Below are 14356 nucleotides of genomic sequence, written 5' to 3' on the forward strand. Positions count from 1 at the left end.
TGGAAGGTTAAGGAGAGGGGTTAGCGTAAGCGAAGCTCTGAACTGAAGCCCCAGTAAACGGCGGCCGTAACTATAACGGTCCTAAGGTAGCGAAATTCCTTGTCGGGTAAGTTCCGACCCGCACGAAAGGTGTAACGATTTGGGCACTGTCTCAACCAGAGACTCGGTGAAATTATAGTACCTGTGAAGATGCAGGTTACCCGCGACAGGACGGAAAGACCCCGTGGAGCTTTACTGTAGCCTGATATTGAATTTTGGTACAGTTTGTACAGGATAGGCGGGAGCCATTGAAACCGGAGCGCTAGCTTCGGTGGAGGCGCTGGTGGGATACCGCCCTGACTGTATTGAAATTCTAACCTACGGGTCTTATCGACCCGGGAGACAGTGTCAGGTGGGCAGTTTGACTGGGGCGGTCGCCTCCTAAAGTGTAACGGAGGCGCCCAAAGGTTCCCTCAGAATGGTTGGAAATCATTCGTAGAGTGCAAAGGCATAAGGGAGCTTGACTGCGAGACCTACAAGTCGAGCAGGGACGAAAGTCGGGCTTAGTGATCCGGTGGTTCCGCATGGAAGGGCCATCGCTCAACGGATAAAAGCTACCCCGGGGATAACAGGCTTATCTCCCCCAAGAGTCCACATCGACGGGGAGGTTTGGCACCTCGATGTCGGCTCATCGCATCCTGGGGCTGTAGTCGGTCCCAAGGGTTGGGCTGTTCGCCCATTAAAGCGGTACGCGAGCTGGGTTCAGAACGTCGTGAGACAGTTCGGTCCCTATCCGTCGTGGGCGTAGGAAATTTGAGAGGAGCTGTCCTTAGTACGAGAGGACCGGGATGGACGCACCGCTGGTGTACCAGTTGTTCTGCCAAGGGCATAGCTGGGTAGCTATGTGCGGAAGGGATAAGTGCTGAAAGCATCTAAGCATGAAGCCCCCCTCAAGATGAGATTTCCCATAGCGTAAGCTAGTAAGATCCCTGAAAGATGATCAGGTTGATAGGTTCGAGGTGGAAGCATGGTGACATGTGGAGCTGACGAATACTAATAGATCGAGGACTTAACCATATAATATGTAGCAATGTTATCTAGTTTTGAAGGAATATGCCTTCATAGTTTGGTGATGATGGCAGAGAGGTCACACCCGTTCCCATACCGAACACGGAAGTTAAGCTCTCTAGCGCCGATGGTAGTTGGGACCTTGTCCCTGTGAGAGTAGGACGTCGCCAAGCAACTAAAAACACAAGTCTTTTGACTTGTGTTTTTTTGTATTGTTAAAAAGAATGGGAAAGAAGTAATGGTAATACAAACACGTTGCCCAAGAGTTAATCATATTATATAAGAGATGGGTGTATATTTTTCTGGAAATTGTTAAGGATTAGAAGTATAAAATAGGTTCACTTAAATAGGGAGGGAAGGTTATGAAATTACAAAGTGAAGTTTGTATTGTTTGTGAGACAAAAAGAAAAGAAGGTATATATGTTTATAATAATTTAATATGTTATGAATGTGAAAAGGATATGGTGAATACAGAGACAGATGATCCGAAATATATACATTATTTAAAGCAACTTCGAAAATTAGAAGTATCATATTTTTAAATAGGCATATGCCTATTATTTTTTTTGTTCTGTATAATAGATGGAGAATGAATAATAAGGAAGAGATGTAGATGAATCAAAATCATATGCCTTTATATGAGGCGTTAATCGAGTTTAAAGAAAGAGGGCCGTTATCCTTTCATGTCCCAGGTCATAAGAATGGTTTAAACTTCCCTCAGAAGGCAATAAGAGAGTTTAAAGATATTCTATCTATTGATGTAACTGAGTTAGCAGGACTAGATGATTTGCATAGTCCGTTTGAATGTATAGATGAGGCACAACAATTATTGGCTGAAGTGTATGATACAAAGAGAAGTTATTTTTTAATTAATGGTTCAACAGTCGGGAACTTAGCGATGATTTTGTCTTGTTGTGGGGAACATGATATTGTTCTTGTACAAAGAAATTGTCATAAATCAATTATTAATGGTTTAAAACTAGCGGGAGCAAATCCCATTTTTTTAGATCCATGGATTGATGAAACTTATAACGTACCAGTGGGAGTTCGTAATGAAATTATTAAGAAAGCAATTGGAAAATATCCAAATGTGAAAGCACTCATTCTAACGCATCCTAATTATTATGGTATGGGCATGGATTTAGAGGCAAGCATCGCTTTTGCACATGCACATGAAATCCCTGTTTTGATAGATGAGGCACATGGGGCACATCTTTGTTTAGGAAAACCATTCCCGAAATCAGCGTTAACATATGGTGCAGATATTGTAGTGCATTCTGCACATAAGACATTACCCGCAATGACAATGGGTTCCTATTTACATATAAATAGTTACTTAGTAGACGAAGAGAAGGTTACTACTTATTTAAGTATGCTACAATCTAGTAGTCCATCGTATCCAATTATGGCTTCCTTGGATATAGCACGCTTTACAATGGCGCGTATAAAAGAAGAAGGTCATGGTGAAATTGTTGAGTTTTTACGGAGATTTAAGGAACGGTTACGTTCTATTCCCCAAATCGCCATTTTAGAATATCCGTTGCAAGACGAGTTAAAGGTTACCGTACAAACTCGTTGTCAGTTATCAGGGTACGAATTACAGTCCGTATTTGAAAAGGTCGGTATATATACAGAGATGGCTGATCCGTACAATGTCCTATTTATTTTACCCCTGCAAGCAAATGAGGGGTATATGAAGGTTATAGAGATGATCCGAGTAGCATTGCAACATTATGACGTGAAAGACAAGAGGGAATCTATTCGTTATACTTATAAAGGTGAATTCTCTCCGTTGCCGTATACGTATAAACAACTAGAAAGATATGGAACAAGGATAGTATCTATAGAAGAGGCTGTTGGAATGATAGCGGCGGAAATGGTGATTCCGTATCCACCTGGGATTCCATTGGTTATGTATGGAGAGAGAATTACTTCAGAGCATAAAGAGCAAATTATGTATTTAGAGAGAGCAGGAGCTCGTTTTCAAGGTAATACGAAATATATGAAAGTGTATGATATAGAAAGTAGGTTTTAGGATGAAGGGATTATTTGTAACAATTGAAGGCCCAGAAGGTTCAGGTAAAACAACGTTAATTAAAAGCTTATTGCCATATTTTGAACAAAAAGCACAAAAGGTAATGGCGACAAGGGAACCAGGTGGTATTGCAATTTCTGAGGACATTAGGACGATTTTACATAAACAAGAATATACGATGATGGAAGCACGTACAGAAGCGCTTCTTTATGCTGCTGCGCGCAGACAACACTTAGTAGAAAAAGTTATGCCAGCACTTAATGAGAACTATCTCGTGTTATGTGATCGTTTTATAGATAGTTCTTTAGCATATCAAGGCTATGCAAGAGGATTGGGTATGGATAAGGTATTTGAAATAAATCGTTTCGCAACAGAGGACTGTATGCCTAGTTTAACAATTTATCTAGACATTGAGCCTGAGGTTGGCTTGGCTCGGATTGAAAAAGATGCAGGACGTGAAGTAAATCGACTAGATATGGAAGATATCTCTTTCCATAAACGTGTGCGCGAAGGGTATTTACAAGTTGTAGAACGTTTCTCGGAGCGTATTGTATTGGTAAATGCTGATCAGCCGATGGAAAAACTTATAGAAGAAGTTGTTCAGATTATAGAAGATAAATTGTTATAATAGAAGGAAAGAATGAAATAAGTGAGGTATGCATTATGATGAAGACGTGGGAGCAGCTTTCTGCTATACAACCCATCGGTGTAAAAATGTTGATGAATAGCATTGCAAAAGAGCGTATATCCCACGCTTACTTGTTAGAGGGAGGGAAAGGTACGGGAAAGTTTGCGACAGCAATTCAAATGGCAAAGAGTTTCCTCTGTTCTCAGCGGAATGGAGTAGAGCCCTGTCATGTATGCACAAATTGTAAGCGAATTGATTCAGGTAACCACCCTAACTTACATATTGTAAAACCAGACGGATTATCTATTAAGAAGCAGCAAATTCATGATTTACAAGAAGAGTTTTCAAAAACAGGATTAGAGGCAAATAAAAAATTATATATTATTGAGCACGCAGATCGTATGACAGCAAATGCGGCAAATACACTTTTGAAATTTTTAGAAGAACCAAGTAGTGATACAACCGCTATTTTACTTACTGAACAAAGTCATCAAATTTTAAATACGATTTTATCTCGTTGCCAAGTTGTTACGTTTAGACCGTTACCTACAGAATCTTTAATTAGAAGATTACAGGAAGAAGGTATTACAGCATCTTTATCGACACTTGCTGCTCAACTCACAAATAGTTTTGATGAAGCTTTAGCTTTATGTAGTGATGAATGGTTTGCACAAGCACGAGCTTTAGTGATAAAATTATGTGAAGCGCTCGAAAAAGATAAAACCTCTATTTTTTTTGTACAAGAAAAATGGGGAAAACACTTTGGAGAGAAAGAACAATTACAGCAAGGGTTAGATATGTTACTCCTTATTTATAAGGATTTACTATATGTTCAACTTGGAGAAGAAGATCGTCTTGTTTTTCATGAGCAGAAAGAGATGTTTGAATCGTTTTCCTATGCTCAGAAGCGCATTGTATCAGCTCTCTTTAATATATTAGAGGCAAAAAATAGAATCAACGCTAATGTAAATGCGCAGCTTGTGTTCGAACAGTTAGTGTTGCGGTTGCAGGAGGGATGACCGTTTTGTATGATGTAGTAGGTGTTCGCTTTAAGAAGGCCGGAAAGGTATATTACTTTGATCCAAATCAGTTCGATATCTCTGAAAATGAGTTTGTTATTGTAGAAACGGTAAGAGGTATTGAATACGGAAAAGTAGTTATTACCAAAAAGCAAGTTGATGAAAACGACGTTGTATTACCGCTAAAAAAGGTTATTCGTATTGCAAATGAAAATGATCGTACCATTGTTGAAGAGAACAAACATGCTGCAAAAGAAGCATATCAAGTCTGTCAGCAAAAGGTAGTAGAGCATAATCTTGATATGAAACTTGTAGATGTAGAGTATACATTCGATCGTAATAAGATTATTTTCTATTTTACTGCGGATGGTCGGATTGATTTCCGTGAACTAGTGAAGGACTTAGCGGCAATTTTTAGAACAAGAATTGAACTAAGACAAATTGGTGTTCGTGATGAAGCGAAGATGCTAGGTGGTATTGGTCCATGTGGTCGTATGCTTTGTTGTTCTACTTTTTTAGGAGATTTTGAACCTGTATCCATTAAAATGGCAAAGGATCAAAATTTATCATTAAATCCTGCAAAAATCTCTGGTTTATGTGGTCGCTTAATGTGTTGCTTAAAATATGAGAATGATGAATATGAGGCAGCAAAGGAACAACTTCCTGATTTAGATCAACGTATACAAACCCCGCATGGTACTGGCCGTGTGATCGGATTAAATATTTTAGAAAGATTAATTCAAGTGGAACTAGTAGACAAGGAACGGATAGTAGAATATACGTTAGATGAGTTAGTGAATAAAGGGGTCGTTTCGAGTCAAACCACAGATTAATGAGGTGGGTGCTTGTGGAGAAAAAAGATATTTTTGAATCGGTTTCTAGTATGGAAGAGCAAATTGGACATTTATACAAACAGTTGGGAGAGTTAAAACAGCATCTTGCAGAGTTGTTGGAAGAAAACCAGCATATAAAAATGGAAAATAACAATTTGCGACACCGTTTTGAAGAAGTACAGAATAAAGAAAAACAAAAAACTCAAAAGCGTAAAGAAGTGAAGCCGAAAACAGATATTGGTGAAGGCTATGACAATTTAGCGAGACTGTATCAAGAAGGTTTTCATATTTGCAATCTACATTATGGAAGTGTACGTAAAGAGGGAGATTGTTTGTTCTGTCTGTCATTCTTAAATAAAAAGTGAAATTACCTTTCCAATTATAATTGGAAAGGTAATTTTTTATACATGAAATAGGGTAGGTTAAGGGTAAGAAAAGGAGCAGTATATGAATTTATATGAAGATGAACGTTTAGATTACTTATTAGCGCAAGACATGAAGATTATACAAAGCCCATCAGTATTTAATTTTTCTTTAGATGCTGTTTTACTGGCAGATTTTGCATGGGTACCAATTCAAAAGGGGAATTTACTTGATTTGTGTACAGGTAACGCAGTTGTCCCCCTTCTATTAAGTACAAGAACAAAAGGAAAGATTACTGGTGTGGAAATTCAAGAACGCTTATATGATATGGGAGTAAGAAGTGTTCAATATAATGGGCTGGAAGAAAGAATTCACCTCATACATGGAGATTTGAAAGATATGCCAGAGAAACTCGGACGTCATCAATATGATGTTGTTACATGTAATCCACCATATTTTCAAACACCTCAAACTTCAGAGAAAAATATGAATGAACATTTAGCGATAGCTCGTCATGAAATTATGTGTACATTAGAAGATGTTGTATCTGCAAGTAGTCAGTTAGTAAAACAAGGTGGGAAAGTGGCGTTTGTACATCGTCCAGGGCGATTACTCGACATTGTCACATTAATGCGTAAATATAAAATTGAACCAAAGCGTGTGCGATTTGTTTATCCTAAGGTTGGAAAAGAAGCAAATACATTGTTAATTGAAGGAATTAAGGATGGAAATGCAGATTTAAAAATTTTACCACCTCTCGTTGTATATGAGAACAATAACGAATATACAAAGGAGATACGTTCAATTTTATATGGAGAAGAATAAGCATTTTTTTTATGTGGTAGAGTGCTCTGATGGAAGTTATTATGCTGGATATACAAACCATATAGAAAAACGAATACAGACTCATAATAGCGGCAAAGGAGCTAAGTATACACGCGTCAGGCTTCCTGTCGTTTTAAAATATGTAGAGACCCATGATGATAAGCGTACAGCTATGCAAGCGGAGTATTACTTTAAGCAATTAACGAGAAAACAAAAAGAGGCATATATGCAAAAAGGAGAACGCTATGTGGCAACAAAAAAGCTTTCAACAAAATGAAAAGGGAGTTTTATATTTAGTACCAACTCCTATTGGAAATTTAGAAGATATGACATTTCGTGCAATCCGAATTTTAAAAGAAGTTGATTTAATTGCTGCTGAAGATACGAGACAAACGAAAAAACTTTGTAATTATTTTGAAATTGAAACACCTGTCACGAGTTATCATGAGCATAATAAAGAAGTAAGTGGAAAGAGAATATTAGAGAAGTTAGAGGATGGAAAGAATGTAGCACTTGTTAGTGACGCTGGTATGCCGTGTATTTCTGATCCGGGTTACGATATTGTTGTTGAGGCAGTAGCTGAGCAATATCATGTAATTCCGCTTCCTGGAGCAAATGCAGCCCTTACAGCATTAATTGCATCCGGTCTTGAAACAAAGCAGTTTTATTTCTATGGTTTCTTGCAGAGAAACAAAAAGGAACGGAAGATGGAGTTAGAAAAGCTTCGTTATGTACAAACTACAATGATGTTTTATGAAGCGCCTCATCGTTTAGATGATACTTTAATTTCGATGCAGGAAGTGTTGGGAAATAGAGAGATTGTATTGTGTCGAGAGTTAACGAAAAAATTTGAGGAATTTATTCGAGGGACAATTCAAGAAGCAATTGAGTGGACGAAGCAAAATGAAGTACGTGGTGAGTTTTGTATTTTAGTAGCTGGTTCAACAGAAGAACCTGCTCCAGAAGAACAATGGTGGGAATCTCTTTCAGTATATGATCATATTGAACACTATATAAATGAAAAAGGTATGAATTCAAAAGAAGCGATTAAAACAGTCGCTAAAGATCGAGATTTGTCGAAAAGAGATGTATACCAAATCTATCATGTCGATAAAAAATAAGCTTCTCATAATTGAGAAGCTTATTTTGCTGTTTCGATATAATCTTGAAGTTCGTTTAAGATTTGCTCAGCGCCTTCTTTGCTTAAGATGATTTTACCTTCAGCTAAAGAAAGGTTACCGTCAGATACTTCACCAGTTACTTGGCAAGTCATGTTTGGTTTATATTTCTTTAAGATGATTTTTTCGTCATCAACATAGATTTCAAGAGCGTCCTTTTCTGCAATACCTAAAGTACGGCGTAATTCGATTGGAATTACTACACGACCTAATTCATCAACTTTACGAACAATACCAGTAGATTTCATAATTTTTTCCTCCTAAATAAATAGTTTATAAGTTTCGAGTCTATTTTTAGATTCGTCATTTTTCGACAAAATACCCTATGGACATATGATACCAATCATTTACATTTCCGTCAATTCTTAAATTCTATATTTTTTAAAAAGATTTATAGATTTCTTATTTCTTATATATAATAGATTGAGAGGAAATTCCACAATTATTTACAATATTTTCAGAAAAAAATAATAAATTTTAAGTGGAGATTGTATATTTTTTTAAAATATGAGCAATAGATGATAAAGATATCGAGCATTAAGACCCAGAATTCAAAATTAGGTTGGCTTAAAGAAGATAAGTGAGATTCGGGCTGCTCGTAAAAGCCCGATTGATGTGGGCTAATAATCAGTGGGGATGAAGAAAAACCCCACTGATTAAAGTTTCACTTTATATATGAGTTTTTGATATACTGTTTATAAATACATATGAGGTTATTCGGGAGGTCCAAAACAATGACAGAGGAAAATAAGTCCTTTTATATTACTACCCCAATTTATTATCCAAGTGGAAAATTACACATTGGACATGCTTATACGACAGTAGCAGGAGATGCGATGGCACGATATAAGCGTATGCAAGGATATAATGTGCATTATTTAACAGGAACTGATGAGCATGGACAGAAGATCCAAAAGAAAGCAGAAGAGTTAAATATTACGCCGCAGGCATATGTTGATAATATTGTTGCAGGAATTAAAGAGCTTTGGGAGAAGATGGATATTTCTTATGATGATTTTATTCGTACAACTGAAGATCGTCATAAAGATGTTGTCGAAAAAATCTTTAAGCAATTAGTAGATCAAGGTGACATTTATCTTGATGAATATGAAGGTTGGTATTCTGTACAAGATGAGACGTTCTATACAGAGCACCAATTAGTAGATCCAATTATGGAAGGTGACAAAGTAGTTGGAGGAAAAAGCCCAGATAGTGGTCATGATGTAGAACTTGTTCGTGAAGAATCTTATTTCTTTAGAATGGGTAAATATGTCGACAGACTATTAAAGTTCTATGAAGATAATCCACATTTCATTCAGCCGGAGTCTCGTAAAAATGAAATGATTAATAATTTTATTAAACCAGGATTAGAAGATTTAGCAGTTTCTCGTACTTCATTTGACTGGGGAGTTCGTGTTCCTGGTAACCCAAAACACGTTATTTACGTATGGGTTGACGCATTATCTAACTATATTACGGCGTTAGGTTATGGAACAGCAAATGAAGAGAAATATAAAAAATTCTGGCCTGCAGATGTGCATTTAGTTGGGAAAGAAATCGTTCGTTTCCATACAATTTATTGGCCGATAATTTTAATGGCATTAGATTTACCTCTTCCAAAGAAAGTCTTTGCTCATGGCTGGATTTTAATGAAGGATGGAAAGATGAGTAAGTCAAAAGGAAACGTAGTAGATCCAGTTACATTAATCGATCGTTATGGTTTGGATGCATTACGTTATTACTTACTTCGTGAAGTTCCATTTGGATCTGATGGCGTATTTACACCAGAAGGATTTGTGGAGCGTATTAATTTCGACTTAGCAAATGACTTAGGTAATTTATTAAATCGTACAGTAGCTATGATTGATAAGTACTTTAACGGAGAAATCCCTGCATTTAAAGCAAATGTAACAGAATTTGATGAAACGTTAGTAGCGTTTGCACAAGATACTTTGAAAAAAGTAGAAGAAGCAATGGAGAATATGGAGTTCTCTGTAGCGTTAGGATCTATTTGGCAATTGGTTAGTCGTACGAATAAATATATTGATGAAACACAACCATGGGTATTAGCAAAAGATGAGAATGATCGTGAAAAGTTAGCTTCCGTAATGGCTCATTTAGCAGAAGTACTTCGTCAAACAGGTATTATGCTTATGCCATTCTTAACAGTAGCACCAAGCAAGATGTTTGCTCAGCTTGGCCTTACTGATGAGGCTCATAAATCTTGGGAAAGTCTATCTACAATTGGCTGTATTCCAGCTGGAACAAAAGTAGAAAAAGGAAACCCAATTTTCCCTCGTTTAGAAATAGAAGTGGAAGTAGAGTACATTAAAGAACAAATGAAAAGCTCTGCCCCTAAAGTAGAAGAGAAAAAAGAAGAAGAGCCGAAGGCAGAAGAAATTACAATTGATGATTTCTTTAAAGTAGAATTACGCGTAGCTGAAGTACTATCTGCTGAACCTGTGAAAAAAGCAGACAAGTTGTTAAAAATTCAACTAGACTTAGGCACAGAAAAGCGTCAAGTTGTTTCTGGAATTGCAAAATTCTATTCGCCAGAAGACCTAAAAGGTAAAAAGGTTATTTGTGTAACAAACTTAAAACCTGTAAAATTACGCGGTGAATTATCGCAAGGTATGATTTTAGCGGGTGAAGAGAATGGCGTATTGTCATTAGCATCAATTGACCAAAATCTACCAAATGGTACAAAAATCAAGTAATTAAGACAAGAAAAGAGATGTTTCACGTGTAACATGTGTGAAGCGTCTTTTTTCTTTTTACATTCTCTATTTTTGCATTAAGATTGTAGTATTGTTATCGTTAAGTTATTAAAGAACTTATTTTTGTAGAATAAACTTGATTTCAATATAAAAGGAGTTATGTATTATGTTGTTTGATACACATTCGCATTTGAATGCAGAGCAATTTGAAGAAGATTTGCAAGAAGTTATTGCCCGAATGAAAGAAGCGGGAGTTACTTATACAGTTGTTGTTGGTTTTGATGAAGTAACGATAAAAAAGGCGATGGAATTAGCTGAAGCTTATGATTTTATTTACGCTGCGGTTGGATGGCATCCAGTTGATGCAATTGACATGACAGAAGAACATTTAGCTTGGTTAGAAGAACTTGCTTCTCATCCTAAAGTCGTTGCACTTGGAGAAATGGGTTTAGATTATCATTGGGATAAGTCTCCAAAAGAAATACAGAAAGAAGTATTTCGTAAACAAATTGCATTAGCGAAAAAAGTGAAATTGCCGATTATTATACATAATCGCGATGCAACTCAAGATATTGTTGATATTCTAGAAGAAGAGAATGCAGCTGAAGTAGGAGGCATTATGCATTGTTTTAGCGGCAGCGTAGAAGTAGCAGAGCGATGTGTTGACATGAACTTTCTAATTTCGTTAGGCGGACCAGTTACATTTAAAAACGCTAAAAAGCCGAAAGAGGTTGCTACGGAGATTCCATTAGAGAAATTGTTAATAGAGACGGATTGTCCATATCTAACGCCGCATCCATTTCGAGGGAAACGAAATGAACCGAGTTATGTAAAACTCGTAGCAGAAGAAATTGCGAATTTAAAAGGTGTTTCTTATGAGGAAGTAGCAGAAATGACAACCAAAAATGCAAAAGCTTTATTTGGTGTTGAATAAAAAGAATGGGGAAACCTGTTCTTTTTTATTTTGAAAAAACACTAGTAGAAGTGATGAAGAAAATAAATGTGAATGATGAAGTGTTACAATAAGGACAGAGAACAAAGATTTTTCTATTCTATTTTTTAAAATATAAGAATGAGGAAAATAATAATGGAAAAGTCGTCATTTTTTTGTTTTACTAAGTAGAGACGAAACGAGTGTGGAGGCAAGCATGAAAATAAAAGAGATTATCGTTGTAGAAGGTAAAGATGATACAGTTGCGATTAAGCGTGCTGTTGATGCGGATACAATTGAAACGAACGGTTCAGCAATCGGTGATCATGTTATTGAGCAAGTTAAATTAGCGCAGCAAAAAAGGGGCGTTATTATTTTCACAGATCCAGATTATCCTGGAGAGCGTATTCGAAAAATTATTTCTGACAAGGTTCCCGGCTGTAAGCATGCCTTTTTACCGAAGGAAGAAGCGCTTGCTAAAAGGAAAAAGGGAGTTGGAATCGAACATGCTTCTAATGAGTCGATTCGCCGTGCTCTAGAGAATATACATGAAGAAATGGAAGCTTATACAAGTGAAATTAGTTGGAGTGATTTAGTCGATGCAGGCTTAGTGGGCGGAGAAATGGCAAAGAGCCGCAGAGAAAGAATGGGTAAGCTATTAAAGATTGGTTATACAAATGCAAAACAGTTACATAAACGATTACAGATGTTTCAAGTTTCAAAGGAATCATTTGGAGAAGCTTATAAGCAAGTAATACAGGAGGAAAAAAAATGAAGGATATCGCAACGCCAAATCGTACAAAAGACATTGTTGAAAAGTATGGATTTTCATTCAAAAAAAGTTTAGGACAAAACTTTTTAATTGATACAAATGTATTAAATCGTATTGTCGATCATGCAGAAATCGGTTCAGAAAGTGGTGCAATTGAAATTGGACCAGGTATCGGTGCATTAACAGAGCAATTAGCGAAGCGTGCTAAAAAAGTAGTGGCTTTTGAAATTGATCAAAGACTATTACCAATTTTAGATGAGACGTTAGCACCATATGGTAACGTTACAGTTATTAATAAAGACGTACTAAAAGCGGATGTACATGAAGTATTTAATGAGCAATTTGAAGAAGGGCAAGATGTAATGGTAGTAGCTAACTTGCCATACTATATTACAACGCCAATTTTATTTAAATTGCTTGAAGAAAAGTTACCAGTTCGTGGATTTGTTGTTATGATGCAAAAAGAAGTTGGAGATCGTTTAGCTGCTAAACCTGGAACGAAAGAGTATGGTTCTTTATCGATTGCTATTCAGTATTATACAGAAGTTGAAACAGTTATGACTGTACCGCGTACAGTGTTTGTACCACAGCCAAATGTTGATTCTGCAATTATTCGCCTTCTAAAGCGTCCGAAACCGGTTGTAGAGGTGACAGATGAAACATTCTTCTTTGAAGTAGTACGAGCAAGTTTCGCACAGCGCCGTAAAACTTTGATGAATAATTTATCAAATAATTTAAATGGTTTCCCGAAAGATAAGGAATTATTGGATCGAATTTTAACAGAAGTAGGAATTGATCCAAAGCGAAGAGGCGAAACGCTATCTATTGAAGAGTTTGCAACATTAAGTAATGCATTGGTTCTTCATAAATTATCATAAGAATATGAAAGGGACAGTTCAACTTGAACTGTCCCTTTTGTCACCTTTCTCCCTCTAAATTCATATTTTAAAAACAGGTAAGATGGCCTAATGAGTTTGGAGGTAGGAGAATGGCTTTACATGTTGGAGAATTAGTGGAACGATATTCTCATAAGAGGGATATTCTTTTTCGTATTATAGAAATAAAAGGCGAGATAGCTATATTGTTTGGAGAGGAAATTAGACTGGTGGCGGATGCGCCACTTGAAGATTTAATTAGTATAGATCAACGAGAACATAAAAAAAGGGTGAAGCGTGAGAAAGAAACAATGGAGCGCACGTATCGTTTGTTTCAACAAGATTATGTGTTAATGAAACAAAGGCATGAACATACTTCAACTGGTGGATACACAAGTGAGGTGAATTATTTTCAAATGCCGGGACGTGTATTGCATATAGATGGAGACCCTTTATATTTGCGCAAGTGCTTAGACTTATATAACAAAATTGGCGTTCCTGTACAAGGTATTCATTGTAAAGAAACGGAGATGCATGAAAAAGTAGTAGACTTAATAGATCACTTTCGCCCAGACATTCTCGTTATTACGGGGCATGATGCATATACAAAATCGAAAGGAGTGAAGGGAGATTTAGCGGCATATAGGCATTCAAGGCATTTTGTACAGGCTGTTCGAGAAGTGCGAAAAAAATATCCATCATTGGATCAACTTGTTATTTTTGCTGGGGCATGTCAATCGCACTTTGAGGCACTAATTCGTGCAGGCGCCAATTTCGCTAGTTCACCATCTAGAATTAATATTCATGCACTAGATCCTGTATATGTAGTTGGTAAAATTAGTTTTACTTCATTTATGGAGAGAGTCAATGTATGGGATGTCGTACGTAATACAATTACTGGTGAAAAGGGACTAGGTGGAATTGAAACGAGAGGGATTTTACGAACGGGATTACCTTTTCAACATTACGAAGAGTAAGCAGGGTACATATGTATCTTGCTTTTTTGTATGGAAGGATTTAAATGAATTTGGATAAAAAGAGACAAGAACGTACAGACTACGTAATGATACTTTTACAATATAGTATTTCTTCTATCTATTCAAACGCAAGATGATATTAGCTGTGAATCGCGG

Annotated in this window: 15 protein-coding genes and 2 rRNA genes (1 of these 17 only partly in view); 16 read left to right on the forward strand and 1 reads right to left on the reverse strand. The window is 36.7% G+C overall.

Translation table 11 applies throughout. The features are described from left to right. The 11 genes from ACW0JX_RS00165 to rsmI form a co-directional block, all read left to right on the forward strand. Positions 1–1056: ribosomal RNA gene (locus ACW0JX_RS00165) — 23S ribosomal RNA — on the forward strand (it extends 1866 nt beyond the left edge of the window). A 48-nt stretch (positions 1057–1104) separates the two neighbouring features. Further along, a 5S ribosomal RNA gene (gene rrf, locus ACW0JX_RS00170) occupies positions 1105–1220 on the forward strand. Positions 1221–1409: 189 nt separating this feature from the next. Then, on the forward strand, positions 1410–1589 hold the full coding sequence (locus ACW0JX_RS00175) for a sigma factor G inhibitor Gin (protein WP_000776279.1): 180 nt from the start codon (positions 1410–1412) through the stop codon (positions 1587–1589). Between the two features lie 71 nt (positions 1590–1660). Then, on the forward strand, positions 1661–3082 hold the full coding sequence (locus ACW0JX_RS00180) for an aminotransferase class I/II-fold pyridoxal phosphate-dependent enzyme (protein ID WP_459245249.1): 1422 nt from the start codon (positions 1661–1663) through the stop codon (positions 3080–3082). A 1-nt stretch (position 3083) separates the two neighbouring features. After that, entirely contained in the window at positions 3084–3710 is a 627-nt protein-coding gene (tmk, locus tag ACW0JX_RS00185) for a dTMP kinase (protein WP_000677220.1), read from the forward strand. Positions 3711–3745: 35 nt separating this feature from the next. Continuing rightward, the gene (holB, locus tag ACW0JX_RS00190; protein WP_000978578.1) at positions 3746–4729 is read left to right on the forward strand and encodes a DNA polymerase III subunit delta'; all 984 of its coding nucleotides are present in this window, start codon (positions 3746–3748) and stop codon (positions 4727–4729) included. A 5-nt stretch (positions 4730–4734) separates the two neighbouring features. Next, on the forward strand, positions 4735–5562 hold the full coding sequence (locus ACW0JX_RS00195) for a PSP1 domain-containing protein (RefSeq protein WP_000272429.1): 828 nt from the start codon (positions 4735–4737) through the stop codon (positions 5560–5562). 14 nt (positions 5563–5576) lie between these two features. Next, positions 5577–5927 carry a DNA replication initiation control protein YabA gene (yabA, locus tag ACW0JX_RS00200; protein ID WP_000412063.1) on the forward strand — a complete coding sequence of 117 codons (351 nt, stop codon included), beginning with the start codon at positions 5577–5579 and terminating at the stop codon, positions 5925–5927. 82 nt (positions 5928–6009) lie between these two features. Next, complete coding sequence (locus tag ACW0JX_RS00205; protein WP_001055355.1) at positions 6010–6750, forward strand: tRNA1(Val) (adenine(37)-N6)-methyltransferase; 741 nt, start codon at positions 6010–6012, stop codon at positions 6748–6750. Beyond that, the gene (locus ACW0JX_RS00210) at positions 6737–7027 is read left to right on the forward strand and encodes a GIY-YIG nuclease family protein (protein ID WP_000414350.1); all 291 of its coding nucleotides are present in this window, start codon (positions 6737–6739) and stop codon (positions 7025–7027) included. The genes ACW0JX_RS00205 and ACW0JX_RS00210 overlap by 14 nt, the downstream gene beginning before the upstream one ends. Next, the gene (gene rsmI, locus ACW0JX_RS00215; protein WP_000267824.1) at positions 6996–7871 is read left to right on the forward strand and encodes a 16S rRNA (cytidine(1402)-2'-O)-methyltransferase; all 876 of its coding nucleotides are present in this window, start codon (positions 6996–6998) and stop codon (positions 7869–7871) included. The genes ACW0JX_RS00210 and rsmI overlap by 32 nt, the downstream gene beginning before the upstream one ends. A gap of 20 nt (positions 7872–7891) precedes the next feature. Here the strand turns inward: rsmI and ACW0JX_RS00220 are convergent, their stop codons facing one another. Continuing rightward, positions 7892–8176 carry an AbrB/MazE/SpoVT family DNA-binding domain-containing protein gene (locus tag ACW0JX_RS00220; RefSeq protein ID WP_000843036.1) on the reverse strand — a complete coding sequence of 95 codons (285 nt, stop codon included), beginning with the start codon at positions 8174–8176 and terminating at the stop codon, positions 7892–7894. A 486-nt stretch (positions 8177–8662) separates the two neighbouring features. Between ACW0JX_RS00220 and metG the strand changes: the two genes are divergently transcribed. The 5 genes from metG (at position 8663) to yabG (ending at position 14200) form a co-directional block, all read left to right on the forward strand. Continuing rightward, positions 8663–10645, forward strand: a complete 1983-nt coding sequence (metG, locus tag ACW0JX_RS00225) for a methionine--tRNA ligase (protein WP_000134131.1) — start codon at positions 8663–8665, stop codon at positions 10643–10645. A gap of 166 nt (positions 10646–10811) precedes the next feature. Then, positions 10812–11579, forward strand: a complete 768-nt coding sequence (locus tag ACW0JX_RS00230) for a TatD family hydrolase (protein WP_000895840.1) — start codon at positions 10812–10814, stop codon at positions 11577–11579. A 214-nt stretch (positions 11580–11793) separates the two neighbouring features. After that, positions 11794–12351 (forward strand): ribonuclease M5, encoded by a 558-nt coding sequence (gene rnmV, locus ACW0JX_RS00235; protein ID WP_000692837.1) that lies wholly within the window; start codon positions 11794–11796, stop codon positions 12349–12351. Beyond that, positions 12348–13226: a 16S rRNA (adenine(1518)-N(6)/adenine(1519)-N(6))-dimethyltransferase RsmA gene (gene rsmA, locus ACW0JX_RS00240; protein WP_000651548.1), complete on the forward strand. Its 879-nt coding sequence runs from the start codon at positions 12348–12350 to the stop codon at positions 13224–13226. The genes rnmV and rsmA overlap by 4 nt, the downstream gene beginning before the upstream one ends. A 110-nt stretch (positions 13227–13336) precedes the next feature. Then, positions 13337–14200: a sporulation peptidase YabG gene (gene yabG, locus ACW0JX_RS00245; protein WP_001173734.1), complete on the forward strand. Its 864-nt coding sequence runs from the start codon at positions 13337–13339 to the stop codon at positions 14198–14200. Positions 14201–14356: the final 156 nt, after the last annotated feature.

This window comes from Bacillus sp. C-3-6 (assembly GCF_054509685.1).

Bases quoted from the DNA above. Each gene is read 5' to 3' on its own strand.
- ACW0JX_RS00205 (WP_001055355.1), top strand. From the start codon at position 6,010: ATGAATTTATATGAAGATGAACGTTTAGATTACTTATTAGCGCAAGAC.
- ACW0JX_RS00175 (WP_000776279.1), top strand. From the start codon at position 1,410: ATGAAATTACAAAGTGAAGTTTGTATTGTTTGTGAGACAAAAAGAAAA.
- holB (WP_000978578.1), top strand. From the start codon at position 3,746: ATGATGAAGACGTGGGAGCAGCTTTCTGCTATACAACCCATCGGTGTA.
- ACW0JX_RS00220 (WP_000843036.1), bottom strand. From the start codon at position 8,176: ATGAAATCTACTGGTATTGTTCGTAAAGTTGATGAATTAGGTCGTGTA.
- tmk (WP_000677220.1), top strand. From the start codon at position 3,084: ATGAAGGGATTATTTGTAACAATTGAAGGCCCAGAAGGTTCAGGTAAA.
- rsmA (WP_000651548.1), top strand. From the start codon at position 12,348: ATGAAGGATATCGCAACGCCAAATCGTACAAAAGACATTGTTGAAAAG.
- metG (WP_000134131.1), top strand. From the start codon at position 8,663: ATGACAGAGGAAAATAAGTCCTTTTATATTACTACCCCAATTTATTAT.
- yabG (WP_001173734.1), top strand. From the start codon at position 13,337: ATGGCTTTACATGTTGGAGAATTAGTGGAACGATATTCTCATAAGAGG.
- ACW0JX_RS00210 (WP_000414350.1), top strand. From the start codon at position 6,737: ATGGAGAAGAATAAGCATTTTTTTTATGTGGTAGAGTGCTCTGATGGA.
- rnmV (WP_000692837.1), top strand. From the start codon at position 11,794: ATGAAAATAAAAGAGATTATCGTTGTAGAAGGTAAAGATGATACAGTT.
- ACW0JX_RS00230 (WP_000895840.1), top strand. From the start codon at position 10,812: ATGTTGTTTGATACACATTCGCATTTGAATGCAGAGCAATTTGAAGAA.
- rsmI (WP_000267824.1), top strand. From the start codon at position 6,996: ATGTGGCAACAAAAAAGCTTTCAACAAAATGAAAAGGGAGTTTTATAT.
- ACW0JX_RS00180 (WP_459245249.1), top strand. From the start codon at position 1,661: ATGAATCAAAATCATATGCCTTTATATGAGGCGTTAATCGAGTTTAAA.